General features: G+C 46.1%; 11 protein-coding genes. 8 read left to right on the top strand and 3 right to left on the bottom strand.

Annotated elements, in window-relative coordinates:
• Nucleotides 1-10: 10 nt before the first annotated feature.
• Entirely contained in the window at nt 11-1,858 is a 1,848-nt protein-coding gene (locus tag AAHN97_RS20150; protein WP_343303881.1) for a glycoside hydrolase family 127 protein, read from the bottom strand.
• Between the two features lie 169 nt (nt 1,859-2,027).
• Here AAHN97_RS20150 and AAHN97_RS20155 point away from each other — a divergent pair, with 169 nt between their 5' ends.
• From AAHN97_RS20155 to AAHN97_RS20190, 8 genes are all read left to right on the top strand, one after another.
• Nucleotides 2,028-4,370: a TonB-dependent receptor gene (locus tag AAHN97_RS20155; protein ID WP_343303882.1), complete on the top strand. Its 2,343-nt coding sequence runs from the start codon at nt 2,028-2,030 to the stop codon at nt 4,368-4,370.
• 3 nt (nt 4,371-4,373) lie between these two features.
• Complete coding sequence (locus tag AAHN97_RS20160; protein WP_343303883.1) at nt 4,374-5,552, top strand: PepSY-associated TM helix domain-containing protein; 1,179 nt, start codon at nt 4,374-4,376, stop codon at nt 5,550-5,552.
• Between the two features lie 118 nt (nt 5,553-5,670).
• The gene (locus tag AAHN97_RS20165) at nt 5,671-8,556 is read left to right on the top strand and encodes a ligand-binding sensor domain-containing protein (RefSeq protein ID WP_343303884.1); all 2,886 of its coding nucleotides are present in this window, start codon (nt 5,671-5,673) and stop codon (nt 8,554-8,556) included.
• A gap of 247 nt (nt 8,557-8,803) precedes the next feature.
• Complete coding sequence (locus tag AAHN97_RS20170; RefSeq protein ID WP_343303885.1) at nt 8,804-11,887, top strand: SusC/RagA family TonB-linked outer membrane protein; 3,084 nt, start codon at nt 8,804-8,806, stop codon at nt 11,885-11,887.
• 28 nt (nt 11,888-11,915) lie between these two features.
• Nucleotides 11,916-13,319 (top strand): RagB/SusD family nutrient uptake outer membrane protein, encoded by a 1,404-nt coding sequence (locus AAHN97_RS20175; RefSeq protein WP_343303886.1) that lies wholly within the window; start codon nt 11,916-11,918, stop codon nt 13,317-13,319.
• Nucleotides 13,320-13,391: 72 nt separating this feature from the next.
• Entirely contained in the window at nt 13,392-14,363 is a 972-nt protein-coding gene (locus tag AAHN97_RS20180) for a phosphotriesterase family protein (protein WP_343303888.1), read from the top strand.
• A 55-nt stretch (nt 14,364-14,418) separates the two neighbouring features.
• Entirely contained in the window at nt 14,419-15,852 is a 1,434-nt protein-coding gene (locus AAHN97_RS20185) for a PQQ-dependent sugar dehydrogenase (RefSeq protein ID WP_343303889.1), read from the top strand.
• A 5-nt stretch (nt 15,853-15,857) separates the two neighbouring features.
• Nucleotides 15,858-16,193, top strand: coding sequence for a c-type cytochrome (locus AAHN97_RS20190; protein ID WP_343303890.1), 336 nt, complete (start codon nt 15,858-15,860; stop codon nt 16,191-16,193).
• Between the two features lie 44 nt (nt 16,194-16,237).
• Here AAHN97_RS20190 and AAHN97_RS20195 read toward each other — a convergent pair whose 3' ends face one another.
• Both AAHN97_RS20195 and AAHN97_RS20200 read right to left on the bottom strand, forming a co-directional pair.
• Nucleotides 16,238-19,813: an Ig-like domain-containing protein gene (locus AAHN97_RS20195; protein WP_343303891.1), complete on the bottom strand. Its 3,576-nt coding sequence runs from the start codon at nt 19,811-19,813 to the stop codon at nt 16,238-16,240.
• 132 nt (nt 19,814-19,945) lie between these two features.
• Complete coding sequence (locus AAHN97_RS20200; RefSeq protein ID WP_343303892.1) at nt 19,946-21,382, bottom strand: hypothetical protein; 1,437 nt, start codon at nt 21,380-21,382, stop codon at nt 19,946-19,948.
• Between the last annotated feature and the right edge of the window lie 52 nt (nt 21,383-21,434).

The following is a 21,434-nucleotide window of genomic DNA, read 5'->3' on the forward strand; positions in this document are numbered from 1 at the left end:
ACCAAAAAAATTATAGTTCCTTAGGATCCAGCAACTGCGGCATCCACACCCTGAACATGGGCAGGGATGCTGCATTCCCTGCAGATGCATAATCACACAACGAAAGGGGAACAGCTTTCGTTCCTCCTTCTGCATAAGATTCCGGTATACACATTGCAGTAAACTGCATCCAGATACCATCTTTATTTACGTCCTTTAATGTAAGCGCAATATGTTTGCTTTTATCTGCAACAGGTTTTACAATAGCCCCAAAGTCAGGCCCCGGCAATCTTGCATCCCTGGCCAGCAATACCGGCCCACGCAGAATAGCCACATACTTCGGCTCAGATCCTGATGTTTCAATACGGCCCCTCATGTCCAGCTCCAATGCCAATGTATCTCCCTTTGCCCATTTACGTTTGATCGCTGCATAGGTACCTGGTGTTACATTAGCTACAGCCTCTCCATTCACGGTTAATGTAGACGTTTCACTCCATGCAGGGATACGTACGCGTAAGGTCATTTCTTCCGCTTTAGCCAATTGTACACCTATCGCTATTTTCCCCGTTACCGGGTAATCGGTATGTTGCTGCAAAACCACCTGCTGGCCGGAAGGTGATCTTAACACAAACTCCCCTTCCGTAAAGAAGTTAACAGACAAACCATCTTTGCCAGACATTGCCACCGTTAAAGGCAAAGTGAACAAACCCCTCGGCCCGCTGGCCTCACAGCAGTTCAACCCCATGCCACATTGTTCACTCCCTTTGAGCCGTTGCCCATATAAAGGCGTATACTTTGCCCATGCAGCACCATCTGTACTCATGGAACCTAATAATGCATTGTAGTAAGTCTGCTCAATAGCATCTGCATATTTCGCTTCTCCCGTTAAGCGCAACAACTGCTGGCTTAACTTGATCCAGGTAGCCGTAACACAGGTTTCCTGGTAATGATGTATCGGCGCCGTTTGTAAATGCGCACCACCAAACCAGCATTCCAAAGCAGAACCGGAACCGGCCACATTGATCTCTGTATTCCTGATATTCTCCCAGGTTCTCTCCACCGCCTGTTTATATTTCTCTTCTCCCGTTAAACGATAATATTCCAGCAACCCTTCGTAGCAGGACATCATCTCATAAGCCTTCTGCCCCTGATCCCATCCATACCAATTATTCAGCGCTTTCGGAAAACGTTTGGCCACATCAATCTCTGATTTACTGATCAGCTGCGGCCCCTGTGGTGTTTCCCATTCTTTCACGATCTCATCCGCAAATGCCAGGTACTTTTTATTCTTCGTGCGGGCATATAAACGGCAGACAGGTTCCAGCACGGAAGTAGCTGCCATGCCCCTGTGATTCCCCATCTTAACGATCAGCACATTCTTTTTGCCCAATTCCATCATCAAATGGTCTGCTACTTTTCCTGCGGCGGTCAGGCTTTTTTTATCTCCCGTCAGATCATAATAATCCAGCAAACCCAGCATCACATATTTCCTCCCCCAGATATCCCATGCCTGCAATCGCTTATCCTCAGCATAATTCCCGATATAACCATCTTCCGTTTGCGTACTGATAATACCTGTTACTGCATGATCCAGCACAGCTTTCAGCTTGGGTTCCGGTTTATAACGATACGCCAGCACAGCAGACGTAAACCACTTCCCCCAGAACTCCGTTTGCCAGCAACGGGTTTCTGTACGTGTTTTAAATGTCTCAATTAATCTGTCCACATCCTGCGCAAGAATGCGGTTATTATAGGAAGCGTCTAATCTTTCACCGGTAAAACCAGCGATGCGCGCGGAAGAAGCTGGTTTTAACTGATCATCAACAGTACCGGTTCGTAATACAAAAGCCGAGGCTAGTAACAGGAATAATTTCATCATTCATAACGTTATGGGCTAAATCTAATAAAAAGCAACTAACGCGGCATCCTGCACCTTCCGGATTTGTTAATGAACCCTCATTTCCGCTTTGCGTAAGAAATTTTCCCGATCCGACATTCCAATTTGGAAAACCCGGGGGAAATTTGCATCCGCAAATGCTGCTTAACACATGAGAAGAGGTCTATATTTTCTATTACTTATATTTACTTATAATATATCAATCGCCAGAGAATCAGCGGATAAGGGAACAATTAAAGGAAAAGTACTCACCACAGACGGCAAACCGGTAGACGGGGCCAGCATCCAGATAAAAGGCATCCAGGGGGAATTTGTTTCTGCAGAAGATGGTGTTTTTACCGTACAACAGATCAGGACCGGCACCCATACATTAAGGGTTTTATTGATAGGATACGCTCCAGCCACCCTGGAAGTGGAAGTAAAAAAGGACCAGGTCACTAACGTAACCGTTCAATTAGAAGTAACACACCAGCAACTGAACGAGGTAACCATCACCTCCGGATATAACAAATTCAATAAAAAAGAAACAGACGATATTGCCCGCCTGCCTTTAAAGAACATTGAAAATCCGCAAGTTTACACCATCGTTACCAAAGAGATCATCAAAGAGCAACTGGCCACGGATTATAACAGCATCTTCAAAAACATACCCGGCGCCGGTATACCCATTGTATACAACCAGGGCAGAAGTGCATTGCTCACCAGGGGTTTTGTTACTGCTAACCTCATCCGCAACAGTATCTCCGGTTTTGTTTATACCAATATTGACCCCGCCAACCTGGAAGTACTGGAAGCTATCAAAGGCCCATCCGGTACACTCTTCAACAGCAGCCAGATCTCTTTCGGCGGATTGTTCAACCGTGTTACCAAAAAACCAAACGAAGCCAAAAAAGGAGAGATCAGTTATTCAGCCGGCAGCTATAACCTGAACCGCCTCACTTTTGACGTCAACACACCGGTCAATGAAGATAAAACAGTGCTGATGCGCGTGAATGGTGCCCTGCACACAGAACAAAGTTTCCAGGACGCAGGTTTTACCCGCAGCCTGATGCTCGCTCCCAGTTTTATTTATAAAGCAGATGACAAACTTTCTTTCCTGCTGGATATAGAAGCCTCTACTTTTAATGCTACCTCCCCCATCCGTTATGCACCTGCGGTAAAAGGAAAGGTCAACAATATTAAAGACCTGGGTATGGACTATAAACGTTCATTCACCAATAATACACTGGACTACGTAACAAAACAGTTCAATGTTTTCGGTCAGATCAACTACCAGATCAACAGCGGGTGGAAATTGCAAACCAATGTTACCCGTACCTTTTCTACCACCGTTGGTTACGTCAGCCAGTTAAGAGGAATAACGGACAGCACTTTACAACTCAGCGTACAAAAAGAAAACTTCCCCTATAATGGTACAGAGATCCAGCAGAACCTGATCGGTGATTTCAAGATCGGCAAACTGCGCAACCGCATTGTGATAGGTGTTGACTTCTTTAACCAACGCAGCGACAGGACCACCCCTACCATTAACCTCCCTGTTATCAATTTCAAAAAACCGGGCACTGCTTATACACTCTACAATTCAGACAGGGTGGACTCTATTGCAGCCACTGTGCCGTACGACATGTACAGGACCAATTTATATACCTACAGCGCTTATGTATCTAACGTCATTAACATCACCCCTAAACTGAATGTGATGTTAAGTCTGCGTGCAGACCGTTATGTGGATGAAGGAACTTACCGCCCCGCATTTGATACAGCCAGCGGCGCATTTTCCCAGAATGCATTATCTCCCAAACTGGGCATCGTATATGAAGTGTTGAAAGAAAAAATATCGCTGTTCGGTAACTACATGAATGGGTTTAATAATGTTACCGGGCAGGATTACACCGGCGCAAACTTTAAACCACAGCAAGCCAACCAGTGGGAACTGGGTTTTAAGCTGGATGTGTTCAATCACAAACTCAGCAGCACCATCAGCTATTATAATATTGATGTAAGCAATATGACCCGCGTGGACCTGGAACATCCTAATTTCAGCATCCAGAACGGCACACAGGTGAGCAAAGGGCTGGAAGCAGAAGTGATCGCCAATCCTTTCTCCGGATTCAACATTGTAGCAGGGTATACTTATAACGACAGCAAATACACTTTTGCAGATTCAACCATACAAGGTTTAAGACCAGCCAGCGCCGGTCCTGAGCACCTGGTTAACTTCTGGATGAGCTACCGCCTGATGACCGGTCCCGCAAAAGGATTAGGTTTTGGTATAGGTGGCAACTACGGTAGCGCTTCTTTCCAGACAAACACCAAAGCATTTGTATTTAATATTCCCTCCTACACCTTACTGGATGCAACAATATATTACGACAGACCTACGTTCCGTTTTGGTGTAAAAGTGGATAACCTTACAAATGAAAAATACTGGTCACCCCGCCTGGCACCGCAAATGCCAACCAGGGTTACGGCAAATGCTACTTTCAGATTTTAGAAGATGAAGAAGAAACAACGATTTAAAAATATTGTACGAAAGATTCACCTATGGCTCGGATTATCATCCGGGCTAGTGGTTTTTATAGTGGCCATCACTGGTGCCCTGTACATATTTGAAGAGGAAGGAAGGGCTATGTTCCAGCACCGGTACTACCACATCCCGGAAAGTAATGCCGGTCATCCCAGGTTGCCCGTAGATCAGATGCAGGCAACCGTTGCTGCACGTTATCCCGGAGAGAAGATCACCAGTATCCGTTTCCAGGAAACAAAAGATGCAGCCTTTATCTTCTTCATGGAAAAACGCTTTGTATCTGTTGATCCTACCACCGCACAGATCATTGGCGTGCGGAACAAAAATGCAGATTTCTTTACGGTAGTGCTGAAGGTTCACATGGAACTTTACCTGGGCGAAGTAGGTAAAGAGATCATCCGCTGGAATGTGTTGATATTTTTCCTGATGTGTGTGAGCGGGCTCATCTTATGGTTCCCGAAACAATTAAGGTTCCTCAAACAGGCCACACGCATCAACTTTAAAACAAAAAACTACAAACGCCTCAACTGGGACCTGCACAGTGTGCTGGGGTTCTATGCACTCATCGTCCTGTTCGTGATTTCCCTCACCGGTATGTTCTGGGTTTTTGATACCGTAAAAGAAATAGCAGCGGCAATAGCCGGTGGCACAACTGAGTATAATACTAAAAGAACACCCATCAAACCGGAAACAATAGGGCATTTCACTTTGCAGGATGCCTATGATGCTGCCACAAGGGATTTCCCGGGAGCTAAAGAAACTTTCATCACACCATTTAACGATAAAGATGCCAACATCCGCATCATCATGCGGTACCCCTACAGCATTATACGTAAGCAGAACACGCTTTACTACAACGCTAACTCAGGTAAACTTGTATTTTCAGAATTGTATAAAAACTATACCGGTTACGCTGCTGTAGCCAGGAGTAACTTCGATTTTCATACAGGCAGGATCAGGGCTTTGGGCATAGGCAGCAAGATCGTTTACTTCATTGTAGCTTTAATTGCCGCTTCATTGCCCATTACAGGATTCATTGTCTGGTGGGGCAGAAGGCATAAGAAAAAGATACCGGCTCCTGTAAAACGCAGGATCACTAAACCGGTGATGGTGACGAAAGATTTCATGGAAGCGCCGAGTCCTAACTGAGCGCAGGGAAAGCTCCCCTTTCTTCCCGTACAAACAGATCTGGAACGCCCCAATCACGAAATATACGCTGAGTTATGTATATTCGTTGATAAAGGTCATCTCCACTAATCTAAATTGCGTGAAGAAGTTTATATCCACGATAAACATCCTGATTATATGCTTTTGTGCCCAGGGTCAAAATCAAACAGCATTACCACAGATCGTTAACTATCATAGCTACGATTACAAAGCCGGTGTGCAAAACTGGGCCATTGAACAAGACGCTAACGGATTATTGTATTTTGGCAACAGCGAAGGACTCCTCTCCTTCGATGGTAAATTCTGGAGACGCTACCAGCTACCCAATCAAACCATTGTTCGCTCTGTAAAAATAGCCGCCGATGGAAAGATCTATGTAGGCGGTCAGGACGAGATCGGTTATTTTTTCCCTGACAACCAGGGCCGGCTGGAATATCATTCCCTGAAAAAACTACTTCCCTCAGCAGAAGGCCATTTCTCTGACATCTGGAACATCGCTATTTATAAGGAACAGGTTTTCTTCCGCTCTAGGAACCAGATCTTCCACCTGAAAGATGGTGTAATAAGTGTATATAAACCTGAAACAAGATGGGACTTCCTCGGAGAAGCCAATAACCAGCTCTTTGCACAGGAATATAATAAAGGCCTTGTGGTATATGACAACGGCGTATGGAAACCTTACTGCAATAACCCCATCCTGGATGAAACACCCGTAACTGCCATCCTGGAATATGGCAAAGACACCCTGATGGTATCCACACTTAAAAAAGGGGTGTACTTCCTGCATAATAATATACTCACACCCAAAACCACCAGTATAGACAATATCTTCACTAACGACCGCCTCTATTGTACGGTAAAAGTGAATGAAGAATGGTTTGCATTTGGCACCAACTCATCCGGCATCTTCATTGTAGACAGAAAAGGAAAACTCATTCAAACCTACTCCTACACGGAAGGCCTGCAGAAAAATAATATCAGGAGCTTACTCTTAGACAGGAACAAAAACCTCTGGATAGGCCTGGACGATGGTATAGACCAGGTAGCCATCAACAGTGCTATTAAATATATCTACCCTGACAAAAAGAAACAGGTAACCGGTTACGCCACCCGGGTTTTCCGGGACAGGTTATATATCGGCACATCCAACGGACTCTATTCTTCCCCGCTTGATCTTTCCCAGCAAGACCTCAGCTTATCTGAAAGCAATTTTGCGGAAGTGAATAATTCCACCGGCCAGGTATGGAGTCTGGATGAGATCAACGATCATTTGCTGGTAGGGCATGAAGATGGAGGATTTACCGTTAACGGCAGTAATGCCATAAAACTCTATGCCGCAGCAGGCTCCTGGTTGTTCAAACCCAGCTCCCAGGTTTTCCCCGCTTCTCATATTATTGTAGGTACTTACACCGGCCTGCGCGTGATAAAGTTTGACCAGCAGACCTTCAAAGACCTCGGCCGCCTGGATGGCATTCACGAATCCCTCCGGTTCCTCTCTTTCGACAGTAATACCTCCACGGTATGGGCTTCCCACCCCAACCGTGGTATTTTCCGGATAGAACTTTCGCCGGACCTGAGCAGGATCGTGCGGACCAAATTATACGATAGCAAATCCGGCCTGCCCGGTAATAATGGTAATTATATATACCGTATCAAAAACAGGATAGTAGTAACAGCCCTGAGCGGGGTATATGAATTCAATTCCTCTGCCAACCGTTTTGAACTGTCTTCCACCCTCCACCCGATCTTTAAAGACCTGGACCTGCAGTACCTCCATGAAGATAAAGACGGGAACATCTGGTTCATCACCCACAAAAAAGCAGGTGTGGTGGATTTTCACAAACCCGCCAACGGCAAAAATTACTCCGTGGTGTATTTCCCGGAACTCAATGGCATTGTGCTCGGCGGATATGAATCCATCTACTCCTGGAACGATGAGAACATCTTCATCGCCGCCAACAAAGGCATCATTCATGTGAACTATAAAAAATACAGCGCCCAGATCTCCCGCCCAGATGTATTCCTGGGGCAGGTAAGGCTTTCTGAAAAGGATAGCCTCCTGTATGGTGGTTACACCAAACAGCAGGCTACCGTACACCTGGGCAGCAAGCTCAACTCCCTTCACTTTGAATACTCCTCCACCATGTTTGAGCAGTTGCGGAACATTGAATTCAGCTACCAGCTGGCGGGTTTCGATGAAGCATGGTCTGCCTGGAGTACCAAAAGTGAAAAGGATTACACCAACCTGCCTCCCGGGAAATATACCTTTTATGTAAAGGCCCGGAACAACCTGGGCAATGAATCTGCCCCCGTTACCTGGACATTTGAAGTGCACCGCGCCTGGTACAACAGCTTCTGGATCTATGGATTATACGTATGCCTGCTGGCAGGGATCATCTACCTCGTGTTCAGGTGGCAGCAGAAGAAACACCAGGCAGAACAGCAACACCTCAATTATTTACATCAGCTGGTACTGGACAGGAACGAAAAAGAGATCATTAAACTGAAGAACGAAAAACTGGAAACAGACATCAATTTCAAAAACAGGGAACTCCTCACCATGACCATCAACCTCGTACAAAGAGGTGAAGTGCTCACCAAGATCAAGGAGATCATTTCCTCCCTCATGAAAAAAGATACCTCGGACGATAGTTCCCCTGCTTTCCGTAATTTATTAAAGCTGATCCGGGAAGTGGAAAAGAGTAATGAGGATTGGGACCAGTTTGCCATCCACTTCAATAATGTCAATATCGACTTCTTCAATACACTCAAACAGGCTTACCCGGACCTCACGGCAAACGACCTGAAATTATGTGCATACCTCCGGATGAACCTCTCCTCCAAGGAAATTGCCCAGCTCCTCAACATCACGCTCAAGGCAGTGGAAATTGCCCGTTACCGCCTTAGAAAGAAATTACTCCTCCTCCCGGACACCAACCTGGTAGACTTCCTGACCCAGCTCCCCAAAAGTCCTGTAAGCGCATAAGTCATTGTTTATCATATAATTAACCTACTGCTGTAGGGGCATTGTAGGGCTCAAAATCCGTAGTGCCCAATTAATTTTTCTTTTGTAGGGTTCAAGTAGGGCCCTGTATAAAACATTCATTCTCCCGTTCTCTCTATTTTTAATTTCCAGGTAAGAATCTGATCAATTGCAATTCTTTTTTATTCCCACACTGACGTAAAAAATCTATTGATCCACGTAAAATTCCTAACGAACAAGTCTTAATTCCATGATTAAAAACATTACAATTCAGCGCATCAGGCTGCTGACTTCTGCCTGTCTCCTTCTGGCAGCATTTATGTTTCCCACCGGTCTCCATGCTCAGGCCATTACCGTATCAGGTATTGTGAAAGACGAAAAAGGGGAACTTTTGCCAGGTGTAGTTGTCCGGGTTAAAGGAACTTCTACAGGCACCACCTCTGGTACAGGTGGTAAATATTCCATCAATACCGGCATTGATAATGCCACACTTATTTTTTCCTTTATAGGATATGCTACCCAGGAAGTAGTAGTTGGCGGCAGAAGTAGTGTAGATGTTACCCTTGCTTCCAGCGAAAAATCACTGGAGCAGGTGGTAGTAGTGGGTTATGGTTCTATCCGTAAAAGCGACATCACTGGATCCATTTCCTCTGTAAGTTCCAAAGAAATAAAAGCAGTTCCCGCAGCTTCTCTTTCACAGGCACTGGAAGGAAGGGCAGCCGGGGTAAAAGTATCCCAGGCTTCCAATGCACCCGGCGGAGGAATGACCATCCGTATCCGCGGAGGCAACTCTATCCAGGGAGGTAATGAGCCATTGTATGTAGTGGATGGTTATCCATTATATAATGAAAGCGGCCCGGCCATCAATCCTAACGATATAGAATCCATGGAGATCCTCAAAGATGCATCCGCCACCGCTATCTATGGATCAAGAGGTGCGAACGGCGTTATCATCATTCAAACAAAAAGAGGAAGGTCAGGAAGGAATAACATCCAGTTCGAAAGTTACTACGGCATGCAAACCGTACGCAAAAAGCTGGACCTCCTGAATGCTACAGAACTGGCCACCCTCGTAAACGAAGGTGTAAAGAATGTAAACGCAGATAACCCAACCGCTCCGCCAAGAGCACTTCCTTTCACAGATGCACAGATTGCTGCTTTAGGTGAAGGAACCGACTGGCAGGATGCTATTTTCCAGGATGCGCCCATTCAAAACTACCAACTCACCTTCTCCGGAGGCAACGATAAAACACAATACGCCGTTTCCGGTAACTACTTCGATCAGCAGGGTATTGTGATCAATTCCGGTTACGGCCGTGGATCTGTTCGCATGAACCTGGACCAGGAGATCAACAGCCGCTTTAAACTGAGCACCAGTTTAACGGTTACCCGCAGCAAAGGAAAATCTGTAAATACAGATGGTGATGGTGGCGCAGGCGCTGGTGTTGTATATGGCGCACTCAACTTCTCTCCCACTGTTCCTATCTTCCAGGCAGATGGCAAAACCTACACGGTGAACAACCGCCCCGGCGGTATCCTGATCAGCAACCCTGTTGCCATGGCCAACGAAACCAGGAACAATGCCACCGGTACCCGTTTGCTGGGTAACATTGCCGGAGAATATAAAATAATTGAAGGCCTGGTGTTCAAAGCTTTGCTCGGAGCCAACCTCAACTATAATAAAACAAACTTCTACCTGCCAAGGACTGTTTATTCAGGTCTTGCCAATAACGGTAGCGCCAATATTTATTCTTCTCAATATGGTGAATGGCTGAGTGAAAATACCCTCTCCTACAGGAAAACATTTAACAAGATCCATAAGCTGAATGTACTGGCAGGTTATACTTTCCAAATGGCCAACTTTGAAGATGTACGTGCCAGCGCACAAAACTTCTCCAACGACATTCTTATTTATAATAATCTCGGTACCGCGCAACAGACCAACACGGGTTCTTCCAATAAAAACGATTGGGCGCTGCGCTCTTACATCGGGCGTATCAACTACGACCTGAAAGAAAAATATCTCTTAACCCTCACCGGCCGGATAGATGGTTCTTCCCGTTTCGGAGAAGGTAACAAGAGCGCTTTCTTCCCTTCAGGTTCTGTAGCATGGCGTATCTCCAACGAATCGTTCATGCATAATGTAAAAGCCGTGAGTGACCTGAAGATCCGTGCCAGCTATGGTTTAACAGGTAATCAGGAAATTGGTCAGTATCAATCACTGGGAGGCCTTCAAACACAGAACTACAACTTCGGGAATGTACTCACTGTTGGATATGCCCCTAACCGGATCGGTAACCCTAAACTGAAATGGGAAACCACCACACAGGTGGATATCGGCTTAGACTTCGCTTTATTCAACAACCGCATCCAGGTTACTGCAGATTGGTATCAGAAGAAAACCAAAGACCTGCTGTATAACGTATCACTCCCCATCACCTCCGGTTACTTCACTTCCCTCCAGAACATCGGAAAAGTAAAGAACCAGGGAACGGAGTTAGCGATTAACTCTACCAACCTTACCGGCGAATTCCAATGGAACACCAGCTTCAATATCTCCTACAATAAAAATGAGATCCTTGACCTGGGTGCTGTAACAGGTGATATTCCTTCCGGTGGTGCCAGCGGACACCTTCAATTAGGTAACTCCGGTATCCTGCGTGTAGGCCAGCCAATTGGTGTTTTCTTTGGCCTGGTAACAGATGGTATTTTCCAGAATGCGGAAGAGATTGCAAAGTCTGCACAGAAATCCGCCAAACCGGGAGACCGCAGGTACAAGGACATTAACCCCGATGGTGTGATCAACTCTTCAGACCGTGTGATCCTTGGTCATGCACAACCTGATTATACATTCGGCTTCACTAATAATTTTTCTTTTAAAGGATTTGACCTGAGCGTTTTCTTCCAGGGAGTAGAAGGTAACAGCATCTTCAACCTGAACCGTTTTGAACTGGAATCCCAAACAGGTGTAAGTAACCAGCTGGCTTCTGTAAAAGACCGCTGGACGCCTACCAATCCAAGTCAAACTATTCCACGCGCCAGCGCTAACGGCCAGCCTTACCAGGTTACCAGCCGCCAGGTAGAAGATGGTTCTTACATCCGCCTCCGCAACATTCAGTTGGGTTACAACTTCCCTTCCAGCCTGCTCAAACGTGCCGGTTTAACCAATGCGAAGATCTATGTAAGCGCACAAAACCTGCTCACCTTCACAGATTACTCCGGATTCGATCCTGAAGTAAGCCGTTTCGGACAGGAAAATCTCAGCCAGGGAACAGACTATGGTAGCTACCCTTCCTCTAAAATATTCCTGGTGGGTGTTAATATCGGTTTGTAATTAAAAGAATCAATTAAAAATGATGATCATGAAACGTATCCTCTATATATTCGGACTGGTGGTTATAGGTGTATCTTCCTGTCAAAAACTGGATGAAAGCCCACAGTCATTTATTTCACCGGAAAATTTCTACAAAACCCGTAATGATGCCATCGCTGCTGTAAGTGCAGCGTATGCACCCGTTCGGAACAATGGTTTCGTTACCCGTAACTATGCTATCCTCGGAGAGATCACTACGGATAACATGTTCCCACTGCCAAACAACAACGACCGTGTACAGTTGGATAACTTTGTACACACCCCCACAAACGGTATCCTGCGCGAAACCTGGCAGAACTTCTACCAGGGTATTTCCTACACCAACTTCGTGATCGACTACGTTCCAAACATTGATATGGACGTTGCATTGAGAGACAGGTTAGTAGGTGAAGCAAAATTCCTGCGTGCATTCTATTACTATCACCTTGTACGTTTGTTCGGAGACCTTCCGCTGATGACTACAGCGCTGGCTTCCCTGGATAAACTGACCTATCCTAAACGTGCGCCTAAAGCCGATGTGTATGTACAGATCATTAAGGACCTGAAAGACGCAGAAGCTATACTGCCCAATAATTACACCGGTGCTGATCAGGGCCGCGCTACAAAAGGAGCCGCCCAGGCATTCCTGGCCAGCGTTTACTTAACACAGAAACAATATCAGCTGGCAGCAGGTAAAGCAGCAGAGATCATGAACAACCCTGCACTGGGTTATGGACTCTGGGATAGTTATATAGATGTATACGATATCAAAAATGAATTCGGTAAGGAAGCCATCTTTGATGCACAATTCTTAAGCGGCCCTTCAGGACAAGGTGGTAACCTGATCGCCTTCTTTGCGCAGGAAAACAACACCGTGGGTGGCAGAGGATTCGGTTCCTTCCAGCCTACAGTAGAACTCTACAACAGCTTCAATGCAAACGACATCCGCCGTACTGTTTTCTTCACCAGGGGAACAGACAATAAATGGTACTGCAACAAATGGATTGATGCAGATGCCAAAACAGAGAACCAGTCTGACAACAACTACCCCTTGATGCGTTATGCAGAAGTAGTATTAACCTTTGCGGAAGCATATAACGAAGTGAACGTACCTGTTAACGACAATGACGCGTATAAAGCCATCAACCTCATCCGTAAAAGATCAGGGTTGCCTAACCTGGCCAATTTAACACAGGCACAGCTGCGTGATTCCATCCTCAACGAAAGAAGACTGGAACTCTGCTTTGAAGGACATCGCTGGTTTGACCTGGTACGTACAGACAGGCTGGTGAGTACCATGTTGGCAAAAGGTTCCGCTAACGTTAAAGATTTCCACGTCCTATTCCCTGTACCACAGTTTGAAATCGATTTGAATCCAAACTTGAAACCTCAGAACACGGGTTACCCGCAATAAGCTGAGCTGGCGTTTAATTCTAAAGGGCTGATTGATCTATTCAATCAGCCCTTTTTTTATTAAATTTATTACATGAATATCCTGATGCTAATAACCCTGGCTACTGCGTTCTTCCCTGCAAAGCAGATCATAACCGTGAATGGTCCTATCGATGCCAACAGCCTGGGGGTCACCCTTGCGCATGAACATGTACTGGTAGATTTTATCGGCGCAGACAAAACAAATGAAAGCAGGTGGGATAAAACAACTGTACTCAATAAAGTAGTTCCTTATTTCATGGAAGCAAAACAAGCCGGGGTGCAGGCTGTTGTTGAATGCACACCTGCGTTCTTAGGAAGAGATGTACGGCTGTTAAAAATGCTCTCCGATAAAACAGGCATACAGTTCATTACCAACACCGGGTATTATGGCGCCCGCTCCAATAAACACCTTCCCTCCTGGGCATTTACTGAAACTGCAGAACAACTGGCTGCCAGGTGGATTGAGGAGTTTGAGCATGGAATAGACGGCACGGGCATCAAACCGGGATTTATTAAGATCAGTGTAGATGGCCCAACGAATGGACTCACGGACATTCATAAAAAGCTCGTTCGTGCCGCTGCTATCACACACCTGAAAACAGGGCTTATTATTTTTTCCCATACAGGGCCTGCCAGAGCTGCATTTGAGCAACTGGATATATTAAAAGAGATGAAGGTGAAACCGGATGCATTTGTATGGGTACATGCACAGGCAGAGAAAGATAAAACGATGCATATCCGTGCAGCAAAAATGGGAGCATGGGTGAGCCTTGATAATGTAGGCGTAAATAATGAATATTACCTGGAAGCACTGACTGGCTTAAAAGAAGCCGGATTATTACACCGTGTATTACTCTCTCATGATGCAGGATATTATCGTCCCGGAGAACCGGATGGCGGGGATTTCAGGGGATATACAGAGATTTTTAAGCTACTGGTCCCACAGTTGAAAGAAAAAGGATTTTCAGAAAAAGATATTGAACTGTTACTTGTTAAAAACCCTGCTGAGGCATTGAAGATATAGCGTTATTGCTGTTGATTAGGAACAGATTTTGATTCCTCTTCAGCAAAAACAGCTCATGAAATATCTTGCACTATTATGCTTACTAACAGGCCTCTATAGCTGTTATGGCACACGTACTTCAAAAGGTGGCGGCGAGATATCTTCTCCAGCTCCACGCACACCTAATACAGCTGACCTGGTTTTACCGGAAGGATATACCGCAGAAGTATTGACCACAGGTCTTAACTTCCCCACTGCTATGGCTTTTGATGAACAGGGCACTCCTTATGTGATAGAAGCCGGGTATTCTTATGGAGAAATATTTACGAATCCTAAACTGCTGAAGGTGGCCAATGGTAAAACTACCGTAGTAGCAACAGGAGAAAAGAACGGCCCCTGGACGGGGATCACCTTCTACAAAGATAATTTCTATATAGCCGAAGGTGGCCAGGGTGAGGGCGGAAAAATATTAAAAGTAACAGCAGATGGAAAGATAACTGCTTTGGTAAAAGATCTGCCGGGCATGGCAGACCATCATACCAATGGCCCCGTTGTGATGAATGATCACATATATTTTGCCATAGGTTCCGCAACTAATGCCGGTGTAGTAGGGCCGGACAATGCTGATTTCGGTTGGTTAAAACGGCATCCTGAACTGCACGACATTCCCTGTGACGACATTACACTGAATGGGGTAAACTTTGAAACAGATAATCCCTTAACTGCGGATGGAAAAGATAAAGCAGTGACAGGTGCTTACCTCCCATTTAATACCGCAGCTAAAGATGGCCAGGTTATTAAAGGCAAACTGCCGTGTACAGGCTCCGTACTTCGTATACCGGTTGGCGGTGGTAAAATCCAACTGGTAGCCTGGGGCCTTCGTAATCCTTATGGATTAGCCGTTTCACCTCAGGGCAAATTATACGTAACAGAAAATGCCGCAGATGAAAGAGGCAGCCGTCCATTATGGGGAGTGGGTGATGTGCTTTGGGAAGTAAAGGATGGCACCTGGTACGGATGGCCTGATTATTCTGAAGGCAAGCCGGTTAAACTTTTTAAAACTCCCGGCGGAACAGCTGTTCAGACATTATTGAAAAACAAACCCGGCAATGTTCCCAAACCTGTTGCCGTACTGGCTGTACATTCTTCCTCCAACGGAATAGATTTTTCAAACAATGAAAGTTTTGGCTATAAAGGCAATGCATTTATTGCCCAATTTGGGGATATGGCGCCCAATGTAGGGAAAGTATTATCACCCGTTGGGTTTAAAGTAGTATGGGTAGATGTAGCTACCGGAGAAGTAAAAGATTTTGCCGTAAACAAAGGGAAGAAGAATGGACCGGCCAGCCGTCTCAGAACAGGAGGATTGGAACGGCCTGTTTCTGTAAAATTCGATCCCTCCGGCAAAGCATTATACATCGTGGATTTTGGAATACTGCGAACAACCCCTGAAGGGCAGTCGGTTCCTGTGGAGAACAGTGGTGTGGTTTGGAAAATAACTAAAAGGTAAACATCATGAGAACGATCATCTTTTTATGCGCGATGATATGTATGGCCTGCACAGCACGCCGCATGCCGGTTACAAGTGAAAACAGAACTGAAAGCGCTCAACTGGCGCATGGACGGGATAAATACATGCAGTACTGCCAGAAATGTCACCCTATGGGAGAAACAGGCCTTGGCCCTGCTTTAAATAATCTTCCGGCGCCTGGTTTCATCAAGCGTTTTCAGGTAAGACATGGATTAGGTGCTATGCCGGCTTTTAAACAGGATGTGATCAGCCGGAATGATCTGAATGGCATTATGCGTTATATGAGATCAATGAAGAAGAGCGAAAAACTTCCGGTATAAAAGTAAAAAGGGGATGAAGCATATACTTCACCCCCTTCGTAAAATTATTGTTTTACCAGTTTCAATACTGTTCGTTTTTCATGCTGCTTCACTTCCACAAAATAAACACCCGGTTTAAGCTCTGCACCAAACCTTATCAGCTGGCCGGCCGGCGTGGATATTTGTTTCACCAACCTCCCCGCAACATCCATTATCCTGATCTGTACTAATTTCTCACCATCACTTTGCAAAGTGAGCGTAAACTCATTACTACTGGGATTAGGGAATGCCTTGATCCCCACTTCCGTATCGATCACTTTGCCCAAACTGCTTATGAATTGCGGCGCAACCTGGATAGTTGACCAGGTACCGATCTCCTGGTAGCTGCCTGTAGCAGGGATTGTTTTACTGCTCACTGAACTCCCTGCAGATGATTGAAGCGCATATTGCTCCCGCAGGTAAAAGAAATTCCCATCAGGGCTCACCGGTGTGAATTTATCCATCCTGCTATACCCCTTTGAAAAGGCAGTAGTAGAATCTGCATTGTACCAGAGTTTTATTCCAAAACTTCCATGCGCATCATGACGGCGTGCCAGCAGTTTTACCTCTAATACATCGGCAGGTGTGTAAACAATACTATCAGCACTGATAGGTATAACGATTTTTCTGCTGCTGCCCAGGTCTTTCCCTGAAATAGTCTGATCTGTCAGCGTACCAGCGCCAACCAGCGCACCATTTAAATACAACTGCGCCTGTATATCAACTTGTCGTCCATGACTGCTGTTGTTGGTAGTGCCTGCAAAAATAGTGATGGCACCAAAGGAGCTTTTCAGATATTCCACCATCACTGCCTGTGTAGCAGTTGCGCTATTACCACTGCGGTCTGTTGCTGTCCATGTAACAGTGGTATTACCTATTGGGAAAGAGGCAGGTGCATTGTTGGTGATACTCGCAACACCACCGTTATCCGTCACTACCGGGGTGCCAATATTCACTACCGCAGGAGATGATGCGGTGCTGGCTGTGATAGCTGGTGGCGCCAAAATCACCGGGGCAATAGTATCCGCTATCACCACAACCGTTATGGAATCAGACCAGGTACTCAGTTGTGTACTGTCTTTCACTTTCGCTTTTATGCCATAAGTGCCCGGCGCAACATCTTCCCAATTCCATTGATAAGGAGATGAGGTAACAGTAGCTTTCTCTTCTCCATTCACATAGAACTGCACACTATCCACCTGCTGATCATCACTGGCATTGGCCTGTATAGTTACAGTGCTGTGCTCAATCAATGTGTCGTTATTGGAAGGCTGCGTTAAAGTGATCTTTGGATAAGTATTGATCAGCAATACCGGTTTCAGTTTAGCATCTGCTACTTCTTTTGAATGGAAACTCGCATCATTGGTTTGCCCGGACACGGTAGAAACAATCACGAGCGACAACACCTTATCACCATTTATTTCTTCTATCACCTGGTTGCTGATATCCCATTCTGCGGTACCTGTTCTTTTCCCCTGCAATGTTGCCAGCAGTACAGCATTAGCCGGTTTGTTATTCCAGTTAATACCTGTTTCCGTCCAGCTGTCATCTGTACTTTTCCATACCTGCCATTGCGTACCGGCGATGGCAGTACCGGCACCTGATAACTGCAAACGAAGTTTTGCAGTGCCCGGATCCGTATAACCATGCAGATCGAATTTGAGGTAAGTGATCCTGCTGAATCCGCTATTGCCATCTTTCTTTACCACCAATCCTGTTGCAGTACCATAATTGGTGGTGGCTGTTCCACCATCACGCACATAGGCATCTGCTACCGGGAACAATCCGCCGGTAACGACATTAACATTGGATGATGTAGCCGTATCACCATTCTGATAGATCGCTTTCGCTCTCAGCGTGTAACTACCCTGCGTTGCATTCTGCCAGGAGAAACTATAAGGTGCTGTGGAAGACTCTCCTATCTTAATACTATCTGCATAGAATGCCATCTTCGTAATAGGGCTGCCGGTAGCAGCGGCATTGGCATTGATAACAATAGCAGTGCCGGAGGGGAAAGAAGTGTTCTCTACAGGAGAAGTAATAGATACTGCATCCATTGTTACATTCGTCACAGCCGAAGTCGCCACGGCATCACCTAAACTGGTGACCTTTGCAGTCAGGGCATAGTTACCAGGACTAACACCATTCCAGGCATAGCTATAAGGAGCCGTGCTATCCTCTCCCAGTTTCACAGCGCCCTGGAAGAATTCCACTTTACGGATACCTTCAGGACCATTAGCGGTAGCGGAAATATTGATATCGGAACCTGCAGGAAAAACGGCATTCGCTGCAGGAGCAGTGATCGCAGCCGTCAGGTCTTCCCGCAAAGTAGAAGGGTCTGTTGCCGGTGCCGGGTATCCCAATGCATTGATCTCCTCATACACAGACTGGTTCACATTCAATCCCCAGTTCCTGAAGAACTGCCCGAGGTTCTTTCCACTGATCTGGCAGGCATACAACATGAACGTCCGCATTTCCACTTCGTCCGTACCGGATGAAGGCGCTTCTTCCCGAACGCGTTTATGTAAGGTATGATAGAACGCATCCCCATATGCTAACCATAACTGATGGAACATACCCAGGCGCATAAAAAGGGATACGCTGCTGGCATTAAAGTTTTTTGAAGCCTGCGGCTGCGCTAAATAGTTCATGATACTATTCCAGTCACTTGTGCTCATGCCCTGCTGCCCGGGATGAATAGCTCTCTTCGCAGCCAGGGAATAAATATTCACGCATACTTCAATACAGGTACTCCAGGTCCAGGCAGAATGCTGATGGTGATGCCCCAACTCGTGGAAAACACCCCAGCCGCCATCCTGCAGGATATAGGAAGGAGATAAGATCCAGTTGATGTTCACCGTCGGTATCCTTACGCGGCCTAAAGATGTGGCATCCGGATTGCCGCTGGCTTTTTCCAGCATCATTATTTTGTTGCGGGAAAAAGGAGCATGCACAGGAGCACTGTTATCAAGCCCGCTGATATCACCTTCTGCCTGCATTACTCTGTCCATCAGGGTAAGCAGGGTATCCTGGTTTTCATTTTGGTACTGCTCGGCCTTCACCTGCGATACCACAATGAATACCCTGTCTGCAATCAGCGTAACATTGGGGGATGCCGTATCAGCAGCCAGCATATCCAGCCAGTCCTGATGCGTGGTTGCCCCCTTTATGTACAGCGGCATCTGCTGATACCCGCTTTGAAAAGTGACCCTTATCTTGTTATTGTTCGAAGGGGTGGCGGAAGAATACTGCAGATACAGATCTCCTCCATTAACATTGGTGATGGTATTCACCCCGGCCACCAGGTCATAGGTAGTGACCGTTTGCCGGTCGTACGTACCAACAATTAACTTGGGCAGGCCCGAACCGCTCACTTGCTCCACATGCAATACCAGGGGAGTATTGGCAGTAGCTCTCAATCCTACCGGTTCAAAATCCGCCACTTGCAGGGAGGTTTTGATCCGGCCGGTTTCTGTGGCAATATTCGGTATCTGCGTTAATTCCCATACCGTTCGGGAGACCATAACGGGGCCTTCTTTAAAAGCCGACAGTGCAAATAACAACAATACGAATAACGTGTTAAGGGTAGTGGTTTTCTTCATATAGATTTTGATTGGGTTTACTATGAAATAAAACTACCCCTTTACGTTCTGACAGATACCGGTCAAAACGTACTTAATTACCCGTTAAAAGTATCATTCTATAAAAGGTCGGTTTTTACAAAGGCCTGATATTCACCCGATCGTGATCTTCCAGATACATCTGTACCCATAATCCGCCACATAAATAAGCCCGGTGTTCCTCACGGCCACACCTCCTGCCTGGTTCATCCGGATGGCTTTGGCCAATGTTTCATAAGCATCCGCAGGTACTACCAAAATAGGAGGCATCACATAACTGCTATCCCTTGGCCCTACAAAAGGACAGGCACAATAAGCAGCCGTTTCAAAATGCCCTACACCTGCCAGGGTAATAACCGCTCCGGTATTGCTCACCCGGCGGAGTGCTCCATTTGTTCCGTCTGCCACATAGAAGTAAGTACTCAGAGAGGTGATTGCTTTAGGATAAGAGAACTGCGCCACATTACCCGTTCCATCATTCAACCCTTCAAAAGAAGTTTTACCGGCCAGCCTGGAAGCAACACCTCCCGAAGTGATCTTTGTGATCCCCTGGAAAAAACCGGAGCTGCCACTTACATAGTGAATGTTATTCCCGGCATCAATACTTATCCCGGAAGGCATGGCTACCTCTGCCTGGCTCATTGGTTCTATGCGGCTGCCCGGCACTACAGTTACCACACCAGCCGGTGTGATCTTCCGGAGTTGTGATGCTAAAGAAATGGTTGCTGTATACAACTCACCTACGTATAAATTACCAGCCCCATCTATGGTCATTCCCTGGCCAATTTCAGATGCGCCGAAATCACTCACCAGGTTACTGCCAAATCGGAAAGATGCAGCTGTACCCGTTCCATCTGTATTACCGGGTGTTCCACTTCCTGCCAATACACTGATAGTAGCAGGGCTGGCCATGCTGATGGCTTTCACCTGTTGGCTGGTGGCATCAGATACATACATTAACCCACGGGTATTGTCGATCGCAATTCCCACCAGTCTGCCAAATTCATTTGCCATACCCGCAAAATCAGTGGTAATACCGGCGGGTGTTACTTTTTTGATCAGGTCGTGGCCAGTGCGCTGGTCTATCACATAAATATTACCCGCTTCATCCAGTGCCATTTCTGCGGGAAGGTTAAATGTTCCTTCTTTGGCGCCTGCCAGCACAACCCCTCTCACAGTAGGTCTGTACAATACACAGGCACGGCATAATTGCCACCTGGTGTTCCTGATCAGGAGTGATATATCAACCCCTGTAAGCTCAACATAATTTAACATGGGTAAAGTAAGGAGCACATAATCTCCCTTTGCTTCTTTGATCTCAGCTTCCTGCTTATCAATGAAAAACTTTCCTTCCTGCCTTATGGCTAACTTTTTAAATTCCGGTGAAACCAGTTTGATGGTCATACCTGCGTATATGGATTCAACAGGTTTTCCAACGATGTCTGTAATAGTGATGTCAATTTCTTTGGGGAGTTGGTTTCCGGGGATGCGTTCACAGGAACTGAACACAATAGCCAATGCAGAAAGCCAAACAAACATTTGCTTTTTCATGATGGGGTGTTTTTGTTTAATTAAATGGAATATGCGTAGGCTTTTCGCAGGG

It is taken from the genome of Chitinophaga niabensis (genome assembly GCF_039545795.1).
Taxonomy (GTDB): Bacteria; Bacteroidota; Bacteroidia; order Chitinophagales; family Chitinophagaceae; genus Chitinophaga; species Chitinophaga niabensis_B.

Coding starts and splice junctions, on each gene's coding strand:
- AAHN97_RS20170 (WP_343303885.1), top strand. CDS start 8,804: ATGATTAAAAACATTACAATTCAGCGCATCAGGCTGCTGACTTCTGCC.
- AAHN97_RS20200 (WP_343303892.1), bottom strand. CDS start 21,382: ATGAAAAAGCAAATGTTTGTTTGGCTTTCTGCATTGGCTATTGTGTTC.
- AAHN97_RS20160 (WP_343303883.1), top strand. CDS start 4,374: ATGAAGAAGAAACAACGATTTAAAAATATTGTACGAAAGATTCACCTA.
- AAHN97_RS20195 (WP_343303891.1), bottom strand. CDS start 19,813: ATGAAGAAAACCACTACCCTTAACACGTTATTCGTATTGTTGTTATTT.
- AAHN97_RS20150 (WP_343303881.1), bottom strand. CDS start 1,858: ATGATGAAATTATTCCTGTTACTAGCCTCGGCTTTTGTATTACGAACC.
- AAHN97_RS20175 (WP_343303886.1), top strand. CDS start 11,916: ATGAAACGTATCCTCTATATATTCGGACTGGTGGTTATAGGTGTATCT.
- AAHN97_RS20185 (WP_343303889.1), top strand. CDS start 14,419: ATGAAATATCTTGCACTATTATGCTTACTAACAGGCCTCTATAGCTGT.
- AAHN97_RS20190 (WP_343303890.1), top strand. CDS start 15,858: ATGAGAACGATCATCTTTTTATGCGCGATGATATGTATGGCCTGCACA.
- AAHN97_RS20155 (WP_343303882.1), top strand. CDS start 2,028: ATGAGAAGAGGTCTATATTTTCTATTACTTATATTTACTTATAATATA.
- AAHN97_RS20180 (WP_343303888.1), top strand. CDS start 13,392: ATGAATATCCTGATGCTAATAACCCTGGCTACTGCGTTCTTCCCTGCA.